This window comes from Singulisphaera rosea, from assembly GCF_054877945.1.
In genome coordinates, this window is the sequence record NZ_JBTYIP020000034.1 from 35,915 (window position 1) to 61,089 (window position 25,175).

Here is a 25,175-nt window from a genome sequence, read left to right on the forward strand (position 1 = left end):
ATCAGTCCTCCCCATCGTCTTTCTTGGGTCGGGTCATGTCTCTCGCGAGGTCGGCGAGGGTTCCCTGGTCGGTCTCGAGACGCTCGAGCTCGGCGGTCTGCGCAGGTTCGAGTGCTTTCTTCCTGCGTCGGAGCTCGTCGTAGAAGTCGGTGCGCTCGTTGATCTCTTCTTGAAGAGATTTAAGAATCTTAATCTGTGCGGTGGGAGGGATGCCGTCGCCGTCGCCCCCTCCGGATCCACCCCCTTGATCGCCGCCCCCTTGCTGCTGGCCACCGCCACCGTTGGGCTTGTCGGGCTTGAGCGAATCGATCAGTTGCTTGAATCGGTTCGCGGCGGCTCGGGCCGCACGCTGGGTCTCGTCGTCGGTTTTCATGGTCTGCAAACGTTGGGCCGTGGTCTCCATGGCGTCCGTCGCCCGCTTGAGGGTGAGCGCGAAGACGGGGGCCCCCTCCAATTTCTCGACGAGTTCCCCGGTCTCATCCTTCAGGCCGGCCTGGACCTGGCCGAGGTTGCGGACGCCGGTGCGCTGGGCCATGGTGAGCTTGCCCTTCGCATCGGACCGGAGCTTGTCGTAACCGGAGATGTCGTTGACCATCTTCTCCTGGCGCTCGGCGAGCGACTTGAGTTGCTCGCCCATCTTGAGTATCTGCTCGGCCGCAAGCTGTTCTTCCTTCTCCTTACGGGCTTCGCGGACCTCTTCCTCGGCGTCTTCCAGGTCGGCCAGGGCCTCTTCCTGTTCCTTCCCGGCCTCGTCGCCCTGATCCTGGTCCAGATCCTCTTGCGCCTTGCTCATCTTACCGGCCGCTTTATCCCCGGCCTGGGCGGCCCCTTCGGCGTTGAGCTTACGCAGGCGTTTGAGCTGCTTCTTGAGCTCCTCCTGGATCTGCTCCTGCTCCTTGGCGAGTTTCTTCAACTGGTCGGCGCGTTGCTTGGCGTCGGGGTTCTTCTTGGCCTCCTGCGTCTTCTTGAGATTCTCCGTCTGACGTTGGCGGAGGGCCCCGAGCTCGGCCTCGGCGGCCTTGAGCTCCTTGACGAGGTGGGAGAGCTCGCGCTCGCGCCTGTTCTGGATCGAGTCGATCATCTCTTTGAGATCACGCCGGGCCTGCTCCTGGGCAGCCCGGGCCTGGCCCATCTGGTTTTTCTCGATCCGGTCCGAGGCCTCGCCCATCTTGGCAGAAGTCCCTTGCTTGCGACTCTGCTCGGCCGATTCCTTGAGGGCTGAGGCGGCCAGCGGGTCGGACTCGCCGACACGCTTGGCCATCTCTTCCATCCGCTCCTGGAGGCCCTGGAGTCCTTTGGCGACGTTGGTCTGCCGAGCGGCGAGGTTCGCGAGGTCGGCCTTCTGCTCGGGGGTCAGCTCCAGGGTGGATTTTCCCATGAGATCGGGCTTTTCCGCCGTCTCGTCGGCCTGCTTCATGGCCTGCTCCTGCTCCTTGAGCAGGTTCTGGGCATCCTTGACGACCCCGCGATACGTCTCGAATTCGCCGAGCCCGTCGAGCATCTTCTGAAGTTCGTCGGCGATCTCTTGCTGGCTCGCCTTGCTCTGCGCCAGCGATTTGCGTGCGGCCTCGGTGAATCCGGCTTTCGTCTCGGGCGAAGGCTTCGGGCGATCGGCGGCTTTCTTACCAGCCTCCTTGGGTTTCGGTTCGCCGCCCGGAGCGTCCTCGCCCGGAGTCTTCGGCTGATCACTCTCCGTTTTCGACGCCGCCTTGGACTCATCAGCAGACTTCGATCCTTCGGAGCCTTTGGCGGTCGCTTTGGCAGCCTTCCCTGCGTCGGATTTCCCAGAGGGGCGGTCGGGCCGGGCGTCGTCATCTCGTTCGGCCTTCGCCTCGGCCGCGTCGTCTTGCGGCTTCGAAGCCTCGCCGGCCTCGGCCTCGTCCAGGTTCTTCGACGCATGCACCAGCCCTTGCTCCGCGGGGCTGAGATGTTTCTGACGAATCCTATCGACGCCGGCGCGCATCTGCTCCATCTGCGCCTGGGCCTCGGGATTGGCGAGTTTGAAGTCCCGCATGTCGTCGAGGAACTTCTGAACCTTCCGGTCCAGCCCGTCGGCCTTGTTATTGATCCGCGACTCGACTTGCCGCTGGATCATCTCGGCATCCTTGAGATTCTCGCGTTCGGGCTTCGCGAGCTTGTCGGTCTGGGAAAGGGTGCGGATCGCCTCCTCGACGGGCGTCTGGGCCTGTTTCTGGACGGCGAGAATCCGCGCGGTCTCTTCACGGATCTCGCGACGGATGTCGTCGAGCTGACGGTTGGCCTCCTCGTCGGAGACGATCCGGAATCGAAGCTCACGGCTCCTCCCGAGATTCGGCCCCTTGAGGTCGTCGAAGTCCTTTGCCTCGGCGTGGAACGTGATGATGGAACCGGGCGTCAACTTGAGGGGGGCGAGATCCCAGGTATGACGAACCCGCTGATGTTTGACCGACCGCTCTCGGGGCTGCCCCTTGGAATCCCAAAGAGGAAGGACCACGACGCTCGTCGGTTCCGAGCCGCCCACAGCGACCTGATAGAGCAGGCTCGCGGAATGGATCCCGAAGTCATCGTCCACGGTGAATGTGACCGGGACCTTGGCCTGGGCGGGGACGTCGCGGTCGTTGTCCGGTTCGTCGATGACGACCCGAGGCGCCTCGTCTCGGGCCGACCGGAGTTCGTAGCGCACGGCTTCCCGGCTGGAGAACCCTTCGGTATCCCGGAGCGAGAACCAGAAGGGGAACGACTGGGACGCGGTGAACTGGGCCGACAACCTCGTCCGGCCCTTATCGAAGGCGATCCCCGGCCTGGCGGGCGACTCGCCCATTTGGAGCGAGGCCGACTCGATCGGCTTGTTCGCCAGGGCGGACAGCTCGATCCGAGTCCCGTCGACCGCCTTGATCTGGGTCACCCCCGGCGCCAGCGTTTGGGCCTCCTGACCGGTATACGACGGCGGAACGAGCCGGATGGTCAACTCCTTGACGGCCGGGGGGGGGACAACCTTCACCGGGACGTTGGTGATCGACGTCGAGTCGTCGCCCCCCGCAATCGAGAACGTGAAGCCTCGGTCGACCGACTCGAGCCGGCCCCGGAAGATCCCCCCTTCGACGACTCCAAGTGGCTCACTCGCGGTCTCGCCGTCGTTGAAGCGGTAGGTGACCCGGGCCGAGGCGGGGACTCGTTCGCCTTTCGCGACCGAGACTCCGACCGTGAACGGGTCGCCCTTCGCCACCTTCCTGGGTGTCTCGCGATCGATGAGCGCGAGGTGGGTTGCCTGCGGCCAACGGGCCGAGCCGAACGGGAAGAAGAGTCGACGGACGGCGATCGAGCTCGAGTTGGGGGCCGCCACGACCACCCCCAGCCCGAGCGTCACCATGGCCGCTGCAAGGCCCACGATCTTCACGACGGGCCAGGGCTCGATCACCTGACGGAAGTCGATCCCCTGTGTCTCCTCGAGCGTCTGCCGGATCGTCGCCTCGCGGAAGGCCGGGGATCCGAATCGGTCGTCGTCGGGCGCGACTCGGAGGAACTGCACCGTGCTGGCCAGCCGGTCGTTCAGGCCCGGCCATCGTTGCTCGATCCGGAGCGCGATGTCGAGGTCGGCGAACCTGACGAAGAGCGGAGTCGCGACGTGGCGGAAGAGCAGCCACCCCGCGTAACCGACGAGCGCCAGCAGGGCGATGAGCCGGACGAAGGTGTCGAGATGGACCAGCCAGTCGGCCAGGCCGAGGAGGACGACGATCGGCAAGAGGATGCCGGTCATGAGCCCCAGGCCGTGAAGCGCCATCAGGCGGCGGACCTGCGCACGAAGTCTGGCAAGCCGCGTTTCGAGGGGACTGGGTTGCATCACGGGCCTCCCGCCTGGTCGCCGGCAAGTTCTCGCGATTCTAACGATAATTATACCATTTGCTTACGCTTCCTCAAAACCCACTCCAGCACGAGCAGGGTGAGGAAGATGGCCAGGATCGGCCAGGTGTTCCAGAGCGGGATCGGCGGGTCGGTGTCGAGGGGGACCTTCTGGGGCTTGGGAAGGTCCTTGAGGAGCGTCGACGCGGCGTCCGCCGTATAAAACTTCCCGGAGGTCAGCGTGGCGGCCCGGAGCAGCTCGGGTTCGTTCATCTGGACCCGCTCCATCTCTCCGGCGGGGGGATCGACCCGGAACGTCGCCACGGGGATGGCCTTGTCAAGGACGGGAGGAGGTAGGAGACGGACCTCGTACTCCCCTTCGGACGCCGGGGGGAGAGCCCCCTCGAAGACGTTCCGGCTCCCCGACGCCGGCCGCAATGTCAAACGGCGAGGGGTTTGTCCCTTGCGCTCGACCTGGACATTGACCTCGCCGTTCGCCGGGGCGATCCCGGGGTTCGGGAACCGGACGCGAATTTGGATCGGCTGGCTTCGCTGATATCGACGCCGATCGGTCTCGATCTCCGCCGGCTTCTGGCCGAGCAGCTTGGTCCGGGCGAGGAACCGGAGGCTCTGGATCCAGAATCGGCCGAAGTACCGGTCACCGACGCGGAACCGCCAGCGCCAGGTGTCGTCGACGGCGTTGAACATCGACTTGCCGGCACCGACGAACTGATACAGGAACACGGGCAGCTTCCCGTCCGAGCCGATCACCGTCGGGTGCTCCGCCAAGACCTGGGCCGCGGGCTTCTTCCGCGGGGCTTCGAGGTACCAGAAGAGCTCGGGGAGGTTCTGCCAGATCTGGAGGCTCGAGGCCTCGTCGTCGCCGAACCGGAAGATCGGGCTCGACCGCCCTTCCGCGGTCAGCTCCGGCCGGAACGCGTTGACCGACGTGCCGACGGCCGTCGGGTTGCGGGCGTCTCCCAGCTCGATCGGGAGGAGCATCTCGAGCGGGGTCGCCTTGTAACCGAGCGGGTTGAAGTTCTCGCCAGCGAGGAAGAGGATCCCACCTCCTTTCTCCGTCACGAACGCCGCGAGGTTCTGCATCTGCGACGCACTCAGGAAGCTCGGGTCGGCGTCGCCCAACAGCACCACGTCGTAGTGGAACAGGTCGTCCTTGGCCGCGGGGAACGTGGGGAGTGCGTACCGGTCCTGTTCGTTGTACTCGGGGTCCGAGGAGAGCAGGACCACGTTCAGGTCGATCGTCTCCTCGCGCTCGAGGTAGTTCTTCAGATAGCGGTACTCGTAGCGCGGCTCGCCGTCGACGAGGAGGACCTTGAGCTTCTCCTTGCGGACGTTGACGGTCCGCTCGAGCCGGTTGTTGTCGACCTGGAGCTCTCGAGGGCGGGGCTCGACCTCCAGGAGGTAGGTTACGTCGCCGGTCTTCTTCGGGCGGTGGGCGATCTCGATCCGTTTCGGTTGCCCGTCGACGGGCGCGGGGACGCGAATCGCCTCGATCTCACGCGTGGCGTTGGGGTCGCTCGAGGCCTTGTCGCGTTCCTTGAGGTGGATCACCGCCTCTTGCCCGGCAAAGCCGCGCGACAGCAATTTGGCCTGGAATCGCACGAGGTCGTCGACGAAGACCACCTCGTCGACCATCAGTTCGGTCAGCTCGAGGTCGCGTGCGGGTTCCGGACTGCCCAGGCCGACGGTGAAGATCGGCACCCCTTTGCGGGCGGCGAACTCGGCCGCCTTCTCGAGGCTTTCGCCGTCCGTGGTCTGCCCGTCGCTGAGGAGGACGATCGCCGAAGGGGGGACCCCTCGGAGCTCGGTCAGCACTTGCCTGACCCCCGCCCCCAGCCGCGACTGGCCGCCGGTCGGCGCGACCTTGGCCAGGGCCTCCAGCGCCGGTTCCAGATCCTCGGGCTTGTCGAGCTCGGCGAGCATCCGCGACGTGGAGGAGACGAGATAGAGCCGGACCTTGTTCTGCTTCTGGAGCTCGCGAAGGAGCCTCGCCTTGTCCTGTTCGAGGAGCGAACGAGCCACGCCGAAGCGGTTCGGCTCGGGGGATTTGGTCAACTCGGAGAGCGACTTTTTCGTCTTCGGGTCGGCGTACTGGTCGACGACCTGCCCGCTGGCCGAGTCGTCCAACATGACGACGAAGTAGGGTAACCCGGTCCGTTCGACCGAGAGCACGGCTTCGGAGAGCATGAAGACGGCGAGCAGGATCAAGGAGATCCGGAGCGCGGCCAGTCCCATCCGATACCATCGTGGGGCGGAGCCCTCGCGTCGGTAGAGCCAGACGACCAGCCCCACGCTCCCGAGGACGACGAGGAGTGTGACCGCCTGGGGCCAGGGCTGTTCGAAGCGGATCCGAGGAACGATCGCCTCGCCGGCTCGAGCCGGCTCGACGCCCAATCGGTCCGCGATGTGAATCAGGAGCCAATCCAACACGTCCGGCATCCCTCACGCGGTATTGGCATGGTGTCCGAAGTACCAGGCCAGAGTCGACTCGACGAGCAGGAGGACCAGGACTCCGTACAGCAGGGAGCGGTGGAGCTCGCCCCGGCGGGTCACCGAGCCGGCGTCGCTCGACAGCTCTTTCCAGTTGGTCAAGTAAGCAAACTTCCACCCAGGGATTGCGTCCGCCAGGGTCGCCCGGTCGAGCTTCGCCGGGTCGCTCTCGGCGGGGTCGGGGTTGACCGCGAAGAGGCTCTCGAGGGCGGTCGGCGGGCCGGCCTTCAGATGGTATGGGCCGGACAGTTCGGTCTCCTCGAAGTGGGCGAGGTTCACCGCCCCTTCGGCCTGGAGCTTCGCGGGAAGGGTCCGCCCGTCCGGGGTCGAGACCGAGACGGCGGACGCGACCGTCGAGCCGACGAGCGGCTGGTCGAGCGGTTGTCCGACGCGGACGTTCCGCTCGGAGAGCCGGCCGGAGGCCGCCTCGAGGATGATCTTCTCCATGACCGGCGGATAACTCTGGTGGGTGGGCCAGGTCGTCCAGCCTCGGTCGGCCGACGTGGCGACCTGGATGACTTTCCCCCGATGTCGAGGGGCTTCGATCACGGCGGGGTCGCCGTTGTCAAATGCGAGGGCCACCTTCGCGGTCGACCCCTTGGGCAATTCCAGGCGGTGGAACTGGTACGTCCCCGCACCGATCAAGCTCGCGCGCACCGGCTCCGACTCGCCCCCGAAGTCGGCGACGATCGGGTGAACATACTTGAGGGGGTCGAAGCCGAACGACGACTGACGTTTCGACGCGTCGCCGACGTTCGGGCCGATCGCCGCCGGGAGGATTCCCTTGCCGTCGGCGAAGAGGAGGCGGTTGTAGTTCTCGCCGACGACCTGGTCGCCGCCGAACGCGACGATCCCCCCTCCTTGTTTAAGATAGTCGTCGAGGGCGGTCACCTCGGCGGGGGTGAACTGGGCGATGTTGCAGAGGACGACCGCGTCGTAGGCGGACAGGCTGCGCTGGCCCAGTTGCGACTCGGAGACGACCTCGCTGCGAATCGGCGAGGGTGAGCCGTCGGAGTCGGCCGCGGGGCTGATCGCCTGGACGAGGAAGTCGGTTTCGGACTGGAACGGCTCCGCTTTGGGGTTCCCGTCGACGAGGAGCACGTTCACGTACTCGCGGACGGGGACGGACTGCCAGCGCCGGTTGTCGAGCTTCAGCGGGTCGTCATCGATCTGGACCTCGACGAGGTGATCCCCGGCGGTGTCGAACGAGCGGAGGAACGGGACCAGGACATCTTCTCCCACGGGCAAGTCGACGGTCTCGGGCGGCCCGAGCTTGCCGTCGACGATCAGCCGGACGCTCGCCCCCTCGACCTTGTTCGGCCCGAAGTTGTGGACCGTCGCGCGGACGACGGTCGACGACCCGACCGTCACGAGCGGCGGTTCGAGCCGGAGATCGGTGACCGCCCGATTCTCGCCCCCGGCCTTGCCGAGGTCGATGACGACCGACCTTGCCTTGCGGCCCTCGATCCTGGCCAACGCCCGTTTCAGGCCCTCGTCCGCCCCCCCCTCGGACTTCCGCCAGCTCGCCGACTGGAGGTCGGTCAGGAAGACCACTTCCTTCTGGGGCAACGGCGAGGTTTCCAGGACGCGGTCGATGGCGGCAAAGGTCGCCGTCAGGTCCGTGCCGCCATGCGGGAGGATTAGCGGCTCGATCTCCTTGAGGACTTCGGCATGGTTGGGCGACGGGTCGCCGATGACGATCCGAGGAGGGTCGCCCATGACGACCACGCTGACGGCGTCGCCTCGCCTCATGTCTTTGACGAGTTGGGCGGCAAGTGCCTTGGCCTGAGCGAATCGTGTGGAGTCGCCCGAGGTGTAACCCATGCTCAGCGAACCGTCGAGGACGAGGACGTGGTGCGTCCGTCGTCCCGCGAGCATCGGCAAGGCCCCAAGGCTCTCGAGGAACGGCCGCGCCATCGCCGAGACGACCAGGATGACGAGCAGGGTGCGGATCGCGAGCAGAAGCCAGTGCTCGACGCGGATCCGCCGCGAGTTCTTTTGCATCGCGGCGAGGAGGAACCGCATGGCGGCCCACTCGTGCTCGCGGAACTTGCGCCGATTGAGAAGATGGATGACCAGCGGGATCGACGCGGCGGCGAGCCCCCAGAGGAGGGCGGGATTCGCGAAGCTCAGGGCCAGCACGATCGGGATCGGCAACGTCGTCTCCTCAACACGCCGGTCATGGGGCGGTCCCGCCCCGACTCACTTCAACTCCACGGTCGTCGGGGGTGCGGAAAGTTCGGAACACCCCCCGAGGTTCGGCCGCCGACTTCGTTATCGTCAGTCTAACGGATCCCTAGTCTCTTCGGCACCGCGTCCTCCAATCGCCCCGAGGGCCCCGTGGGCTCAACGCGTCCTGGTGGCGCGGGCGGCCAGGTAACTGGTGAGGGCCCCGTCGAGGTCGTGGTCGGTCCGGAGGGGGACATAGTCGACGTCGATCGCCTGACAACTCCGTTTCATCTCGCCGAGATACTCGCCCAGCTCTTTCTGATAAGCCTTTCGCAGCGCGTGCGGCTCGGTGAGCACGTCGGGCATCCCTTCGAGTCCTTTGAAGAGCGTCGTGTCCCGGAACGGAAACTCGATCTCGGCCGGGTCGAGGATGTGGAAGACGATGACCTCGTGGCGACGGTGGCGGAGGTGCTTGAGCCCAGCCACGATCCTCGGCACCTCGTCGAAGAAGTCGGAGAAGATCGCCACGATGCCCCGCTTCTTGAACCGCTCCGCCAGGTCGTGGAAGACCACCCCCATGTCCGACTTCTGTCGGGCGGGGGTCGTGTCCATCACATGAATCAATTCTTTGAGATGCGACGGCTGGCCGGCCGGCTTGAGGTAGCGGCGGACCATGTCGTCGAAGAGGGCGAGGCCGACCGAGTCCTGCTGCTGGAGGACCATGTAGCCCAGCGACGCCGCGACGAACTGCGCATACTGGAGTTTCGAAACATTTTCACCCGAGGCATACTTCATCGACTCGCTCGTGTCGACGAGCAGATACAGGAGGAGGTTCGTCTCCTCCTCATACTGCTTGAGGTAGAGCTTGTCGGTCTTCGACCAGACCTTCCAGTCGACGTGCCGGATGTCGTCGCCCGGGACGTACTCTCGGTGCTCGGCGAACTCGACCGAGAAGCCGTGATACGGGCTCGGGTGCATGCCGGCGACGTAGCCCTCGACGATCAGGCGGGCCTGGAGGTCGAGGCCTTCGAGACTAGCCAGCGTTTGCGGATTTAAATACTTTCGGGAGTTTTCCACTTTGCTCGGCCTCGTGCTCGTCGACGGGGATCGCCTTGATGAGCCGCCGGACGATGTCGTCGGGCTTCAGGCCCTCGGCCTCGGCGTTGAAGTTGGTGATGATCCGGTGCCTGAGCACGGGGCCCGCGACCGCACGGATGTCCTCCGTCGACACGTAGTAGCGGCCATAGAGCACGGCGCGGGCCTTCGCCGCGAGCACGAGGTACTGGCTGGCGCGAGGGCCGGCCCCCCAACTCACGTAATCCCGGACGAAGTCGGGGACCTCCTGCTTCTCACGCCGAGTCATCCGGGTGAGTCGGACGGCGTATCGCGAGACGTGGTCGGCGACCGGGACCTTACGCACGATCTCCTGGAGCTCGAGGATGTCGGCGCCCGAGAGGACCTTCGTGACGTTCGGCTTCAGGGTCGAAGTCGTGAGCCGGACGATGTCGAGTTCTTCATCTTCCTCGGGGTAGTCGACCAGGATGTTGAACATGAACCGGTCGAGCTGGGCTTCGGGGAGGGGATACGTCCCCTCCTGCTCGATCGGGTTCTGGGTCGCGAGGACGAAGAACGGGTCGGGCAGTCGGTGGCGTTCGCCGCCGACCGTCACCTGGCGTTCCTGCATCGCCTCGAGCAAGGCCGCCTGCGTCTTCGGCGGCGTCCGGTTGATCTCGTCGGCCAGCACGATGTTGGCGAAGATCGGCCCGCGGAGGAACTTGAACTGCCGGACGCCCGTCGCCTTGTCTTCCTGGATCACCTCGGTGCCCGTGATGTCGGACGGCATGAGGTCCGGGGTGAACTGGATCCGGTTGTACGAGAGGTTGAGTGCGTCGGACAGCGTGTGGATCATCAGGGTCTTGGCCAGCCCCGGCACCCCGATCAAGAGGCAATGCCCCCTGGCGAAAATCGCCACGAGCAGCTCTTCGAGGACGGCCTGCTGACCCACGATGATCTTGCCCATCTCACCCTTCAGGCGGGCAAACGCGTCCTTGAGGCGTTCGACGGCCGCAAGGTCGCTGTCCTGGAGGGGATTCGTCGACTCGTCGCTCACGCGGGACCTCCCTTGCTGGATCTGGGTCAAGAAGTCGGGACATCCCGTCCGGGGTCCTGCGTCGGACGGACCGCTCTGGGCACGGCCGCGGGTCGCCCCCCGGGCCCTCCCGAAGTCTGGATTCGCGACTTCCCTCGACGCTCCGTGCTCGACCGCCGGGCGACGGTCATGGGACAACCCCCATCCTTCAGGGTGACTTGGAAAGTTCGCCGATCGCGCGCTCGCCCAGGGCCCAAACACCCCCCCGACTGGCCACCATCGCCCCTTTCGGGGCGAGCCGGATCGCGACATCCGTGACCGAAACCGGGAGAAGAAGCCGCTGGACCAACTCTCCCGACTCTCGGCGACGGAAGACCAGGGGCAGGTTTTCCCCTTCTCCTTCGCCCGAGTCGGCATTGATCGGGAAGGCCATGACGCAGCGTTCGGTCAGGGCGATCGACCAGCCCGACTCGGGGCCGGCGAGGTGCCGCGACCAGGTGATCGAGCCGTCCGAGAGCGACAACGCTCGCAAGCTTCGGTCGCCGGCCCAGTAGAACCGATCACCATCGAGCGCGAGCGACTGCGGGCGTTCGCTGAGATTCTCGGCGCCGAGCGGCCTGGACCAGCGTTCGACGCCCGTCGCGGGGTCGAGCCGGATCAGCTCGGTACCGTCCTGGAGCACGAGCAGGCGTTCGGCGTTGCCGAGCAAGAGCGGAGGACCATTCTTCGGCAGCTCCTTGCTCTCGCGAAAGACCCAGGAGTCGACTCCGCGCTTGAGGTCGAACAGGGTGACCGTGCGACGGTCGGTCACGAGGGCCACGTGATCGTCGTCGATGGGCAGAGGAGTTCGGGCCCAGCCTTCCTCTTCGCTCCGCCGAGTCTCGCCGACCCGCCGCCCGTCCGAGGTCTCCAGGACGTGAATCGTGTTCGGCTTGAGGACCTGGAGAACGATCCTCCTCGGGCCGATCCAGAGGAGCGGGTTGATCACGCCCGTCGTGGGAGTATACGACCAATCGGCCAGCCCGGTGTCTCCGTCGAGCGCCACGAGCTCACGTTCGCCCCTCAGGCAAAAGACGCGGTCTCCGACGATCTGGAAGCCCTGGAGCTTGCCCGAGTCCAGGACGGCGGACGGATTCGTCTCGACATCGGCCTTGGCGAACGGGTTGGCGTCCTTGGACGAGCGTTGAGGATCACTCCGCTCGTAGGTCCACTCGATCGTCCCTTTCTCGAGATTCAGGGCGACGACTCGGGTGTCCGTCGCCGCGATGATCTTGTCCGCGAGATATCCGACCCAGATCGGCGTGGCTCCCAGGTCGACGCCCCAGGGAGACTCGCCGGTTCTCGAGTCGACGGCCCGCAACTGGATCCCCTGGACGAGGAAGATTCGGCTCGACTCGGGGCTGGGGGGCACACCGTCGGCGGCGAGCGGACGAAGGCTCCCGGAAAGGGGCCTACCCCAACGCCTCGCCAGCGGGACCGGGAGGCTGGGTTCGGACCGGTCGCCGGTCATCCGGTCGAACGGGTCGCGGGCCAGTCGATCGCCGACGAGGCTCGATAGGAGAGTCTCGCCCGGAGATTCCTCGAGCCGCACGCTCCCGAATCGGGAGAGGGCTTCGACATAGGTATCGCGGGCCGGTACCCAGTGGTGCTGGGCTTCGTAGGCCCGGGCCAGTCCGAGGAGGGCTCGAGCCCGGAGCGTGTCGTTGTTGGCATGGGCCAGGAGCCGCTTGTAGGCATGGGCCGAGTCGGCCGGCCGGTTCAGCTCGTTGCAGACCGCCCCGAGTGCGAGTAGCGATTCTGGCACGACGGCCGCGACGGGAAAGTTCCGGCTGATCTCTTCCAGGAGTCTCGGGTCTTTCTCCGCTCGACCACGATCCAGGAGTTGGGCCGCGTCGCGGTCGAAAGCCGCGTAGAGCTCACGTCCCTGATCGCGGAGGATCTGCGCGAGTCGATCACCGATAAGCAAGTCGGCCCGGACGGAGCGATGCCCGTCGTCCGTCGCGACGCTTAGGACACGGAGGCGATCGTCCGCCAGCAGCGCCTGGAGCGTGACCACCGCGTCGGCGGGAGTGCGCCGTTCGAGTTGCACCTCGGCCAAGAGCATCCGAGCCGAGAGCCGGTCACGATCGGAGCGGGCGACCTTCGCGGCCGCCTCGAGTCGCTCGATCGACTTGGAGGTCGCCTTCGCCGCACGCTCCCGCTTGGCCAATCGCATCAGCAGGCGGAATTGCTCGTCGAGGGTCGCCTCAATCAAAGGAATCCCGTCGATCATCTCCGAGGGGCGGGCCTTGTTCGCCGCGGCGATCAGGGCCGTCAGCGCCTCCTCATCCTGGTCCGTCGCCTCGGCGGCCCGAGCGAGTCGGTAGTAGCTCGACGCCTGGTCGGGGGTGCGGGCGATCTCCTCGCGATATCGCTGAATCAGACGGCTGTTCTGGCAGAACACGACGAGGCCATCGGTCTGCGCGACGATCAGGTAGCCGTCTCCCACGCTCAAGTTGCCGCCCGTCGTCTGGAACGTTTCCTGAAGCTTGATCGGCTGATCGGCCTTGAGCCCGCTCGCCTGGTCAAGGACGTGAATCTCGTTCTTGGTCGGCCAGTAGATCCGGTCGCCAGCGAGTAATCCGCGGCCGTAGCCTTCATAGGCTCGGCCGCTGTCGGGCCACGTCTGCTCGAGCTTGCCCGTCTTCACGTTGAAGAGGAGGACACGGTCACCCGTCGCGATCAGTCGGCCCTTCGCCACGCCGAGGAGGTGCGCCAGCTTAGCGTCCGCGGCAACCGGGTCCGACTTCCAAAGCAGACGACCGGTCTCCGATTCAAAGGCGTAGATCGAGGACGAATCGCTCGGCGCGACGATGACCATGCCGTCGTGGGCGATGGCCGGGTTCAGGTCGCGTTCGTGCCCAGGTCCCCCTTCGATGCGATCTTGCCGAGGATAGGTGGCGACCCAACGAACCCCGCCGGTCTCCGTGTCGAGCGCGGCGACGGCGCCGAGGTTCGTCTGGTAATACAGGGTCGGGCCATCGAGAGTGAGCAGGCGGTGGCCGAAGTCATTGAACAGGCTCGAGAGCGCCATGTTGCCCCCGAAGCCGAATCCGATCAGGTTGTCGTTGTCGGTCGAAGCAGCGCCAAGGTAGCGCACCCAGCGGGTCGAGCCGTTCTCGGCGTCGAGGCAGACGACGTAGGTCGAGGTCTGCTCCCGACGATCCGTCATCGCCACGTAGAGGTGACGAGCGTCGGCCACGGGCGTCCCCTCGAAGCCCGTTCGCATCCCGCCGTCGACCGACCGCTTCGGGAGGACCACCTCGTTCGAGAGCTTCGACCAGAGGAACTTCCCCTCCGTGCTCCGGTCGACGGCCACGATCTTGCTCTGTCCCGAGGTCCGCCCGGCGTGGGCCAGGTTGCTGGTGTTCGGACCGAGCCGAGCGAAGACCTTATCTCCGTAAGCCGTGAGGGTGTAGCGAGGGACCGCCGCCATGGGCATCGTCGTCTGGACGGTCGATCCGTCCTGATTCTCAGGAGGGGCTTCCCAGACGGGTTTCACGGTCCCCGACGGGCTTCCGGGGGGGCCTTGGGGGCGGTCGTTCAGGTTATAGGCCTGGATGCGATTCTCGTTGCAGACGATCACCTGGTCGCGGATGACGATCGGGTGATAGGCGAGCAGGCGGTCCTTGGGGACCGGGATCGACTGCATCCCGAACCCTCCGCGAAAGCCTCCGCGCATCGTTGCCGACGATCGGTTAGGGTCGAACGCCGGCAGTTCGACGCGCCACTGGAAGGAGCCGACGTCGATCGTCCCCGGCAGGATCCGGTTCCGCGTCGGCGACCCGGCGAACGTCGGCCAGCGTCCGTCAGGCTGGGCGGGAGGCGCGAGTCGGTCCCCCTTGAGGGCATCGGCCAGGCTCCTGGCATAAGGGCCGCTGCGACCGGCCAGGGCGCCTTTCGCCGCGGGATAAGTCTTGGCGAATGCTTCGAGCGCCGCGGGGCCGACCGGCTCCCCAGACGCCTCGCGGCAGAGGATCTTCTTGGCCGCGACCCGAGCGAGATCGACGCTGGGGTCGGGAAAGGTCAGCCCCGTAAGGTCGTCCGGCCGGTCCGGGACGAGCCGTCGGTACATCGCGAGCGCCTCGTCGAATCGCCCGTCCTCGAAGGCGAGGTCTCCGAGCAAGTCGAGCGCATCGTCACCCCAGGAGCTGCAGAAGGCCTGGTCGACGACCCTTCGCAAAAGCGACCGGTCGCGTCCCTCGGCCCCATCGCGATACCAACGCTCGGCCTGCGAATCGACCCGATTTCGATAGATCGCCCGCGCCTCGGGCGGGAGTGCCGCAATCCGACGCTGGCAGAACTGGCGCAAGTCGACGAACAGGAGAGAATCCCCGGTCCGATCCTCGGCCGCGTCGTCCTTGGGGAGCCGCGCGACCTTATCGCCGTACTGCTGGATCACGCGTTGGTAGATCTCGACGGCCTCGGCCCACTGCCCGTCGCGGACATGGCTCGTCGCGTTCCGCAGGAGGGTGTCGGCGGTGTCGCTGAAATCGGGGTAGAACTTCGTGGCGGTTCGGTTCGGCCCTTGCGCCGAAGCCAAGGTCCCCCCGAAGTTGAGGAGTATCGCGAGTGAAACCAGCCCCGCTCGAGCCCGGATCTTCATCATCAATGGCCCCTCCGCGCCTGATACTCGATCAGGCAGGGAATGGTGACTCCGTGCGATCGGGACCGACCGGATCATCGACGTGATCGTCTCATGGTCTCGTCACTCATCGAAAGGGGAGCGAGTGGAATCACGACCGAGGGATCCTTCCCGACCCGGAAATCGCCCATCCGTCCTTCCACCGACCCTTCGACGAAGCCGCTCGGGGAGCCTTCATCGATTGGACACGATTCCCGGCACGCATTGCAACAGCAAATCGGATACCGGACGTTTCAGGCAACGCGAAACCACGAGAGTCAGGCAGTCCCTGGGCGAACGCCTCCCGGAAATGCATTCTTTTCGTGCGTCCATGCCCAAGCTTCACGCCTTGATCCCTCGTTCACCTCACCGAGGACAGACAACCCCACTCCGCGAGGATTCATCAACTTATGGATTGAGTCGACCAGGGGAATCGTCCTACGCCTCGGTGCATCTCCCTTTGGGATACGCAGATCCTGAATGAGGATGTTAAACAATCCCGATAAAAGAAGCGATCGGGGAGTCCGACGCATTCGTCGGACTCCCCGATGGCGAAGAGTCGATCCTTATGAGCTTTTGATCACTTCTTCGGCTTGAGCAGGATGTCACCGACGTCGGTGGTAGCGCCGGCCTTGACATCGACTTTCATGCCACGGGCCGCGCCCGGGGTGACGTAGCCGACCGACTCTTGCCAGAGGACGATATTCTGGGCGCCGGCCGGGACGCCTTCGATCGTGAACGAGCCGTCGGCTTCGGTCACGGCGAAGAAGGGATGGTCGAAGACCATGATGTGGCCCTTCATCCAGGGGTGAATGTCGCAGGACAGAGGGATCGGCCGCTTCTCGGCGACGAGCTTCTTCTGCAGCTTCGCCTTGGCCGGCAGCATCTGATTCAACGCGCCGTTGACGAACGCGGTGAAGTGGACGTTATGGCCTGTCGCGTCGTTCGAGGTGAAAAGGATCGGCTGATCCTGGACGAGTGCGATGGAGTGGGGGACGAAGTCGCAATTGTTCTGGTCGACGATCGCGGTCGGCGTCTTGGCCAGCAAGGCCTTCAGGGCGGCCGGGTTCGTCCCCTTGGGTTGGAAGACGTAGGCGAACCCGTATCGGACCCCCTTGGTCTTGGGATCGACTTCCAGCTCGTGCGACAGGATCGCGGCGTTCTTGCCGCAGACCGGATCTTGAGTCGCCGCACCTTTGGCGACGAGGACCTTCTGCGCGGGGACTTCGCCGCCGCCCCAGACCAGCCGTCCCTTGATCGTGCCGAAACCGGCCTGCGCGGGGAGGGCGGCCGAGATCGCACCGACGGGGGGCGTGGCCACCGCCGAGCTCACGGCAATCGCCGTCACGGCGAGCGCCGCCGAGAGACCGGCACACCAGGGACGCGCATCGAAAAACCAACGTGTGGGGAGCTTCATCGCGGGGAACCCTTCTGCGAAGTAGATGCCTCTGGGTGGGACTCGCTCATCGACTCGAGCTTCGTAGGCAGGATCCTCATCTTAACACCTTCGCCGGACCCAGGATACCCCCCCCGAACAACCCATCTCGGCGAATGGTATTTGAGTCTCTCCGACCAGGCCACTCCCAGCGCGAGGCCGGATTTCTGCCACGGCCGAAGCCTCGCGATGACCTCGACGTCGACGCGTTCGGTCCCCAACCTCACAAGGGCGACGGTAGGGCCCCGGGACGGTCTCTCACTGCGCGAGGATCTTACCCGGATCGATCGACAGATTTACGGTGTTCGGCTCGCCCGTCTTGATGCTGACCTCCATCCCGGCGGCCGGGGTGACGTAGCCTCCCCCCGAGACGGCCTCCTGCCAGACCACGACCTTCTGGGTCCCCGAGGGGACGCTCTTGATTTCGAAATTCCCCTTCGCATCGGTGACGGCGAAATAGGGACTCTCGGTGATGAGCCAATAGGCCTTCATCCAGGGGTGGATGTCGCACATGACTTCACCCGGGGCTCGCTCTGCCTTTTCTGTCGGGTAGCTCTGCGTGGCGAAGGGGGAGAGGTTGGGATTCAAGGGATTGTTGCGCAGCTTCGAGTTGATGTTGTGATTGGTCTCGTCGCTGTTCTTCAGCAGGATCTTCGCGCCTGCCATGACGGCGAGGACGTGGGGCTTGAAGACGCACTTCTGCTGGTCGAACTCGACCTCCACCTGGGCCGCGGCCGACTTCACTTCGGCGTTGACCTCGGTCGGCTTGGGGATGTACACCAAAACGTTCTTGACCCCTTTGGTCCCCGAATCCACGACGAGGCGTTCCGAGAGGATCGGGGCGTCCTTCGCGCAGAAGTCGGGGCCTACGGGGGCCTTCCCCTGCTCGACGAGCGGCTTGGAGGCGGGGGGTTCGCCGCTGAACGTGATCTGCCCCTTCAAGGTCCCCCATCCACCGGGCTTGGCCTCCTCGGCGGTCGCGGCGGCGGAGGGAGCCGGAGAGGCGGCCGCGGGCGACGGCTCTGGCTTAGTTTCGGGGGCTGGAGGCGGAGTCGCGGCAGGCGCCGGGGTCATGGTCGGAGTGGGATTCGGGGCCGCGGCGGGGACCGTCGGGTCGGGCTGGACCGTGGCCTCGTCGCTCTCCCCCGACTTGCCGCCACACCCCGAGGCGAGGAGCAGGATACCGGCCAGGGCCATTCCCGCGGGCCTTCGGTTCCAAGACGATCTCATACGTTCGCTCCTTGATCCGTCGATCACGACGAAAGCTCGCTCGTCCCACCGAGAAGCGTCGGCCTTCGGGGAGACGAATCGCGTCGGATTCTCGGGGCGTGGACACGCCCTCGCATCAAACCGATCGCTAGTATGGTCGCGGCGACAGGGTACGTCGAGAGGGTCGGGGAGGTGGAGTCGTCGGCGGTCTCGATGATACCAAGGTCTCCGGTCGGCGCTCGTTCAGACCGTATCGAAGACCTCGAGGGCGCTCGAAATCTCGTGGAGCCGCGAGGTGAGATAGGACCGGATTTCTTCGCTTGTCTTGAGCTGGAGGACCTGATGGGCGAAGCGCTCCGCCTGGGCCGTCGTGACGGAGGCGAGCAAGGCCTTGATCGTGGGGACGAAGGCCGGGCTCATGCTGAACCTTCGGAGGCCCATGCCGAAGAGGGCGAGGACCGAACGGGGCTGGCCCGCCATCTCGCCGCAGAGCGTCACAGGGGTCCCCGTCCGTTGGCAGGCGTCGAGGACCATCTGGAGGACCTTGAAGATCGCCGGGCTCAGGGGCTCGCAGAGGTGGGCGACCTTCGGGTTGTCTCTGTCGGCCGCGACGAGATACTGGATCAGGTCGTTCGAGCCGATCGAGATGAAGTCGGTCTCTCGAAGGATCGCGTCGATGCAGACGGCGGCCGCCGGGACCTCGACCATCACGCCCGTCTTGACGTCCTCCCCGAACGGGACCCCTTCGCGTTTGAGATTCCGACGAGTCTCCTCGACGAGCTTGTTGACATATCGAAGCTCTTCGAGCGTTGTGATCATCGGGAAGAGCATGTTGACCTTGCCGTGCCGCCCTGCGCGAAGGATCGCGCGGATCTGACGCTCGAATAGGCGAGGATGCTCAAACGAGAGGCGGATCGAACGCCAGCCCATGAACGGGTTGGCCTCGCTCCTCCGTCCCAGGTAGGGGACCGTCTTGTCGCCGCCGAGATCGAGGGTCCGGATCGTGACCGTCCGGTTCGGAGAATCCTCGATGATTTGGCGGTAGTACTCGTACTGTTCTTCCTCGTCGGGGACGTCCTGGTGGGTGAGGAACAGGTACTCGGTCCGGAACAGGCCGACGCCCGTCGCGCCGACCTTCCGCGACGCCTGGGTGTCCGCGAGGTTGTTGATGTTCGCCAGGAGCTCGATCTGGGCGCCGTCGGCGCTCTTGGCCGGCTGGTCTCGGTTGAGGACAAGCCGGTCTTTGAGATTGAAGAACTCGCGCTGGAGCTTGCGGTAGGCCGAAGTCGTCTCGCTGTCGGGTCGGACGAGGACGAGGCCGTCCCGGCCATCGACGACCATCAAGTCGCCGGATCGAACGTCGCCCGTGATACCCAGGACGCCGGAGACGGCGGGGATCCCCCGGCTCCTCGAGAGGATGGCGGCGTGGCTCGTCCCGCCGCCGGTCTCGGTGACGATCCCCGCGATCGGCAGGTTACCGAGGCTCATCGCCTGGCTCGGCAGGATTTCATGCGCGACGAGGATCAGCGGGTCCTCGCCGTGCCCATTCCCCTGCTCGGCGGAATGCATGACCGGGGGATGGGGCGTCAGGTGTGAGCCGATGCGCAGGATGACGTCGCGGACGTCGGTCATCCGTTCGCGGAAATAGTCCTGTTCGACCCGAGCGAACGAGGCGGCGTATCCCTGGAGGAACAGTTGCAGCGCCGAGATCGCCGTGAGGTGCTGCGACGTGATGAGCGAATGTACCTTGGAGACCAAGGTCTGGTCGTTCACGATCTGGAGATGGCTTTTGAAGATGTCCGACTCGGCACTGCCGAGTTGCTGGGCAACCTTCATGATGATCCCTTCGAGCTCGGTCGACGAGAGGACGATCGCGCGGTCGAACCGAGCGATCTCCTCGGTGACGAGCGAGGGGTCATCGAGCAGCTGCGGCTCACTCGACCCGAAGACCGAGTCGACTCGGTAGGCAACGCCCACCACGACGCCGGGGCTGACTGCTATTCCCTTATGCATGGCACGCCCAGTCTAGCAAAATCGAGCCGACGAGCCAAAAACCGGGATCGAGAATTCAAAGGTCACGGCGGGGTTGGCCTATCAAGGCGAGGAGCCCCGACCGATTCGGGGATGCTCCTCCCGACCCCTTCGTTCTCGAAAGAACATCGAGAAAGAAAATCCAGAGCCGTCACTCAGGGGGGAAAGGTTGATGACCAATCGGTGGTGCCGGAGATCCAAATCGGGTTCACGATCCATGAGTCTCCCCGACTGCAAATTTCATACCCGACGCCGAGGAGATACGCAAGGGGCGTCGTGCACCGATTGGCTGAGCGTATCACGGACTGACTCAATTGTCGACGATCCTCAAATGGCTCTCGGCTCCAACTGTTCCATGTCGGGAGGCCGCCCGATGGCCCCGATGACTAGCAGGGCGATCGCGACCCCGGCGTAGCCCGCGGCCCAGTGATATGGGGTCTGGAAGGCTGTCGCCTCGGTGCGGCCTTCCTCGGCCACCAAGGCCATCGCGGCCGAAGGCGTGACGATCGGGCCCGAGGCGACCGGAGAGTGGATGATCCCGAACCAGGCGAACACGGCGGCGAGCAGCATGCTCGCGGCGGCCGGTCGGATCTTCCCATCGATCAGGTGGGCCAGCGTGGTCGCCCAGATCAGGCTCGTCAGGATGAAGCCGCCGGAGAGGATCGTCACGACCTGGACCCACTTCTGGACGGACGGCGGCAACGTCGCGAACGGGATCGAAGGCAAGAGTTGCTTGAGCGCGATCGACGCCAAGTAAGCCAGCGCCGGGACGCACGCAAGCGCGACGGCCGGGAAATGCCGCTTGACCGTGGCCTGGAACGACTGCGAAGTGATCTCGAGCCCGACGAAAATCAGGATCGGGAACACCGCCGCCTTGGGGAGCAGGTAGAAGATCCAGTCGAAGAAGCCGCCAACACCCGCCGCGCCGACGAAGAGCGCGGTCGCCAGGGTATAGGCCGATCGCGCGCCCATTGCTTTATATGCGGGATGCCCGATATAAGGGGTCGACTGGATGACGCCGCCGAAGAGCCCCCCGACAACCGTGGCGAAGCCTTCGACGGCGATGATCTGGCCGGTCGAGTATTCATCCCCGGCCGCCGAGGCACTTTCGGTGCAGTCGATCCCGCCGACGACCGTCGCGAGTGCCAGCGGGATCGCGACCGGCAGGTAGCCGACCGCCTCGCGCCAGAACTCGACCGCCCATGCGAGCCAGTCGTTGATCGGGACAGGGAGGACGACGCGCAAGGTCGCCGAGGGGCGGCCCCCTTCCGCCCCGAGCCCGGGGCCGAATCCAAGCCCCCCCATCACATAATAAATCACGCAGCCGACGATCACCGCCGCCAGAGCCCCGGGGAACCGGCCGGGGAGCTCCCAACGGGCCGTGAGCGTCGCCAGGATGATCGCCAGCGCCACCATGCCCGCGACCGGCTGGGCCGCGATGTCGATGAGCGGGAGGAAGCTGATAATGACCAGCGCGATCGCCGTCAGTGAACCGAGCAACCCGGCGCGGGGGACGACCCTCCGGATCCAGCCGCTGAACGGCGCGCATGCGAGCTTGAAGACACCCGAGGCGAAGATCATCGCGATCCCGAGATACCACGCGTGGCGTGCCGCCGAGGTCGGGTCGAGCCCCCGCTTGGTCGCCGCGAGAAAGGCCGGGCCGATGATCAGGAAGACGGTGCCGAAGGTACTGGGCGTGTCGAGGCCGAGCGGCATCGCCGTCACGTCCGACCGCCCGGTACGCCTGGCGAGGCGGATCCCCATCAGGGAGAAGATCAGGTCGCCGACCATCACCCCGACTGCCGTCCCCGGGATCATCCTCGTCAGGACGAATTCCGACGGGAGTCCGAAGGCGTGGACCAGGAGGCCCGCCATCAGGATCATGTCGCCGAGGTTGTCGAGCATCAGCCCGAAGAAGGCATTGATGTCGCCCCGGCCTGCCCAACTCGGGCGAGGACGGTTTGCCGCCAGGTCCGCCGACGATGTCACAGTCCGAGGCCTCCGGATGGTGAGGGTTTCTTCCGGGCCAGTGAGCCCGCCACGAATGCGAGCAGGCCGAAGACCGCATAGATCACGGCCATGCACGCGATCATATTCCCGAGGCCGACGCGGTCCGCCCCGAGGCCGATGACCAGGGGGGAGAGGCTTCCCCCGGCCCAACCGATCGTATTCATGAGCCCTGCGGCCGTCCCCCGGACCTCCGAGGGGACGACGTCGTAGATCGACGCGAAAATGTTCGCGTCGTAGACCCCTTTGCAGAGTCCGACGCCGATCAGTCCGGCGACGAAGAGCGAGATCGTATTGGCGCTCCCCGCCAGATACAGGAACGGCGCCCCGACCAGCAACGCCGCGCCCTGGACGCGCATCCGCCCGCCGGTCCGGCGCGCCGCGATGTCGGCGAGGATGCCGCCGCAGACCGCCCCCACCAAACTCGCCAGCGGGAAGAACGTGGAGGTCAACGACGACCAGCCGAGCCCCAGCTTGAACTTCTCGAAAATATACGCGGTCAACCACGTCAGGAACGCCGTGGCCACGAAGTTCGCCCCCGCGAAGACGGCGAGCAAGACCACGGCCGCCGGGACTCGGATGACCTGACGGACGTTCCCGATGAAGTCGGAGGAGCTCGACGGCACGAGGAATTCGTCGTCCGCCTCGGGGGGCTTCTCGTCGCTCTGCCCTCGCTTCGGCTCGACGATCCAGAACCCGAGCAACCCGGCGTAGAGGAAACCGATGATCCCGAGCAACCAGAACGGCGATTGCCAGCCCCAGATCTCGCCCATAACCCCCGCGAGCAGGCCGCCACCGGCTGTCCCGATATAAACACTTGTCTGGTGCAAGCTCATCGCCCGCGAACGCGTCCTCGGCCCGTGATAGTCCGCCAGGATCGACATCGAGGCCGGGAAGTAGAACGACTCCCCGAGACCCTCCGCCGCCCGATAGAACAGCAGTTGGCCGAAATTCCGAGCCAGCCCCGTCGCCGCGCAGACCAAGCTCCAGAACGCCAGGCCGGACACGACCAGGGTACGCCTCGAGACCTTGTCCACCACGAACCCGGCCAGTGGAGCGGAGCCCGCATACACCAGCATGAACGCCGAGCCGAGCAACCCGAGTTGACTCTTCGAAAGATTAAACTCCTTCGAAAGGAGCGGGAAGACCGAGGTCACCGCTTGCCGATCCGCGTAGTTGAAAAACCCGCAAAACCAAAGGAGAAGCACCACCCCCCAAGGAGATGTGACTCGGAACCGCGACCTGCCGTCGAGCTGGGAGTAAGACACTCGTGCGTTCCTGGACGTTGACCGGTATGGTGGCGCTACGTGCGGGAGAGAACGTCGCCAACGAAACTATCACATGGTCATCACGCAGGGCAATCTTGCGGTCGATCATCACGCGAGGTTGCCCGGGCATGGCAACGTCGAGGGACCAATTACGGTGGGAACGCTGAACCCGATTCGGTGCACTTGCAAATCAAATGCATTTCATTCAGGAATCCCAACAAGCAAAACAATTAAAAAAACGATTTTAAACAAGAGAATCATTTAAATATTATTTTAGTTTATATATAAAAACAAAATTCGCTTTCGGGGCTTCCACCTCGAAGAGAGATGCAACGAGCATTTGTCCTATTTGTCCTACGACCCGGCATCGGGCCCGGTGGGGACGGAACCATCCGCCGATGACCCAGATCGACGCGAACGAAATGAGAAACTCCTATCTTTTGATCTGTGAAAATCTGCGTCATCTGCGGATAAATCCGCATTTCTTGTCCGTGTCCATCCGAGGGCAAAGACGCCCGGTCGGAGACCTGAACCGCGCGTCGCGAGTCTTCCCCGTCGTCATTGCGCGGAGAGGCGGATGTGCCGGGCACGACTCTCGTCGTCGTCGCCGAGCCTGGGTGGGATCGTCGGAATCGGCTCGGGATGACCGAGTTGGCGGACCACCGAGGTGAGCGAGCCCGAGATGCCGTAGTCGTCGAGGTTGCGGTTGTACCTCGCCTCGATCCCCGCCGCGGAGAACCGGAGGAAGGTCACGTTCAGGATCACGTCGCGTTGATTCGACTCGCGCAGCATGGGGACGCCGACGAACTGGACCACGCTCAGCAGCCCGAGGGTGGTCATCGTGGCGGTCGCCTTCCCCACGTGCTCTCGGCCGAACCAGACGAGAGAGCCGACCGCGGCACCGAGGTAGACGAGCGGGAGGATCGGGAAAATCAATCCCGCATTGCCCGCGAAGATCAAGAACGAGAAGTAGAGCGAAGGGCCGACCCAGAGGATCGCCAGGAGGATCCCCCGCCAGGACTTGCGAAGCGCCAAAGACTCGCGGAACAAGCCCAGGATCGCGGGGATCAGGACCAGATGCGTCCCCCAGACGAGGAACAACGCATACTTCGAGCCGTTCCTGAGCAGGCCATCGACGAGCCCGCGCTGGGCGAACGAGAAGGTCGCCCGGTCCCACTCATGCTTCGCGCGGACGCGTTCGAGATACGTGCCGACCCCGCCGAGCACGGCGGCCGTCCCGAAGAACCAGCAGGCACACGCGACGGCGAGCAAACCGACGCAACCGAGTGCGACCTTCCACGAGGGCCGGCCCAGGGCCACGCAGCCGAGCCAGAGGGAAGAGCCGAAGACGAGGAGGTCGGGCCTGAGGATCATCCCCGCACCGAGCGTCGCCGTCGCCCCCAGGAGATCGGAAGTACGCCGACCTCGGACGAATCGGGCCCCGAACCAGCCGATTGTCGGCAAGATGGCGAACCAGACGAGGTAACTCGAGATCACTTCCCCATACCACCACAGGATCGCGTTTGCCGAGAGCGCGAACGCGGTCGCAGCCGCCAGTGACCTGGGGAGAAACAGCGAGCCGAGGAGGTAACTCGACACGGCGCCGACGACGGTCAGGCCGATACAAACAGCCGCATAGGAGTTCAGCGGATCGGGCCAGACGAGGTTCGCAAGCTTGCCCAGCAACACGAACCCGAGATTCCCCGGCATCGGCACATCATAAGATCGATCGAGTGCGAGCGAGTGGATATAAAGCGGGCCGTCCTTGCTCGTGTACGAGTGGTCGGAGATATAGGGCAGTCGGCTGACGACGACCCAGACGGTCAGCAAGGCGATCCAGAGCAAGTCCACCGGTCTCAGTGAAGGCAGCCCTGACTCGAGTTCGCTTCGTCTCGGCTGCGTCGGAAGTGCCGATCCCCGTCCGATCGACGCGACGGAATCCGGGCCCTCGGGCGGATGGGTGTCGTGCATTCC

12 protein-coding genes are annotated in these 25,175 nt (G+C 65.1%); all 12 read right to left on the reverse strand.

The genetic code is table 11. The features are described from left to right. Position 1 precedes the first annotated feature (1 nt). The 12 genes from ACYOEI_RS35310 to ACYOEI_RS35365 all read right to left on the reverse strand — a co-directional run bounded on the left by ACYOEI_RS35310 (position 2) and on the right by ACYOEI_RS35365 (position 25,052). Positions 2-3,820: a DUF4175 family protein gene (locus tag ACYOEI_RS35310; RefSeq protein ID WP_462854981.1), complete on the reverse strand. Its 3,819-nt coding sequence runs from the start codon at positions 3,818-3,820 to the stop codon at positions 2-4. Positions 3,821-3,870: 50 nt separating this feature from the next. Then, positions 3,871-6,270 carry a VWA domain-containing protein gene (locus tag ACYOEI_RS35315; protein WP_462854983.1) on the reverse strand — a complete coding sequence of 800 codons (2,400 nt, stop codon included), beginning with the start codon at positions 6,268-6,270 and terminating at the stop codon, positions 3,871-3,873. 12 nt (positions 6,271-6,282) lie between these two features. Next, entirely contained in the window at positions 6,283-8,487 is a 2,205-nt protein-coding gene (locus tag ACYOEI_RS35320; protein WP_462854984.1) for a BatA domain-containing protein, read from the reverse strand. Between the two features lie 189 nt (positions 8,488-8,676). Then, positions 8,677-9,576 carry a DUF58 domain-containing protein gene (locus ACYOEI_RS35325; protein WP_462854985.1) on the reverse strand — a complete coding sequence of 300 codons (900 nt, stop codon included), beginning with the start codon at positions 9,574-9,576 and terminating at the stop codon, positions 8,677-8,679. Next, positions 9,533-10,609 carry an AAA family ATPase gene (locus ACYOEI_RS35330; protein WP_462854987.1) on the reverse strand — a complete coding sequence of 359 codons (1,077 nt, stop codon included), beginning with the start codon at positions 10,607-10,609 and terminating at the stop codon, positions 9,533-9,535. Before ACYOEI_RS35330 ends, ACYOEI_RS35325 begins: the two co-directional genes overlap by 44 nt. Positions 10,610-10,796: 187 nt before the next feature. Then, a complete protein-coding gene (locus ACYOEI_RS35335; protein ID WP_462854988.1) occupies positions 10,797-15,236 on the reverse strand; it encodes an outer membrane protein assembly factor BamB family protein in 4,440 nt (1,479 codons plus the stop codon). Positions 15,237-15,831: 595 nt separating this feature from the next. After that, positions 15,832-16,668: a carboxypeptidase regulatory-like domain-containing protein gene (locus ACYOEI_RS35340; protein ID WP_462854990.1), complete on the reverse strand. Its 837-nt coding sequence runs from the start codon at positions 16,666-16,668 to the stop codon at positions 15,832-15,834. 276 nt (positions 16,669-16,944) lie between these two features. Further along, entirely contained in the window at positions 16,945-17,916 is a 972-nt protein-coding gene (locus ACYOEI_RS35345) for a carboxypeptidase regulatory-like domain-containing protein (protein WP_462854991.1), read from the reverse strand. A 222-nt stretch (positions 17,917-18,138) separates the two neighbouring features. Then, positions 18,139-19,908, reverse strand: coding sequence for a phosphoenolpyruvate--protein phosphotransferase (ptsP, locus tag ACYOEI_RS35350; protein WP_462854992.1), 1,770 nt, complete (start codon positions 19,906-19,908; stop codon positions 18,139-18,141). 345 nt (positions 19,909-20,253) lie between these two features. Continuing rightward, positions 20,254-21,915 (reverse strand): permease, encoded by a 1,662-nt coding sequence (locus tag ACYOEI_RS35355; protein ID WP_462854993.1) that lies wholly within the window; start codon positions 21,913-21,915, stop codon positions 20,254-20,256. After that, entirely contained in the window at positions 21,912-23,201 is a 1,290-nt protein-coding gene (locus ACYOEI_RS35360) for an MFS transporter (protein ID WP_462854994.1), read from the reverse strand. Before ACYOEI_RS35360 ends, ACYOEI_RS35355 begins: the two co-directional genes overlap by 4 nt. A gap of 558 nt (positions 23,202-23,759) precedes the next feature. Then, positions 23,760-25,052: a hypothetical protein gene (locus ACYOEI_RS35365; RefSeq protein WP_462854995.1), complete on the reverse strand. Its 1,293-nt coding sequence runs from the start codon at positions 25,050-25,052 to the stop codon at positions 23,760-23,762. Positions 25,053-25,175 lie beyond the last annotated feature (123 nt).

Excerpts from the sequence above, each read along its gene's own strand:
- ACYOEI_RS35345 (WP_462854991.1), bottom strand. The coding sequence starts at position 17,916 with ATGAGATCGTCTTGGAACCGAAGGCCCGCGGGAATGGCCCTGGCCGGT.
- ptsP (WP_462854992.1), bottom strand. The coding sequence starts at position 19,908 with ATGCATAAGGGAATAGCAGTCAGCCCCGGCGTCGTGGTGGGCGTTGCC.
- ACYOEI_RS35310 (WP_462854981.1), bottom strand. The coding sequence starts at position 3,820 with ATGCAACCCAGTCCCCTCGAAACGCGGCTTGCCAGACTTCGTGCGCAG.
- ACYOEI_RS35340 (WP_462854990.1), bottom strand. The coding sequence starts at position 16,668 with ATGAAGCTCCCCACACGTTGGTTTTTCGATGCGCGTCCCTGGTGTGCC.
- ACYOEI_RS35335 (WP_462854988.1), bottom strand. The coding sequence starts at position 15,236 with ATGATGAAGATCCGGGCTCGAGCGGGGCTGGTTTCACTCGCGATACTC.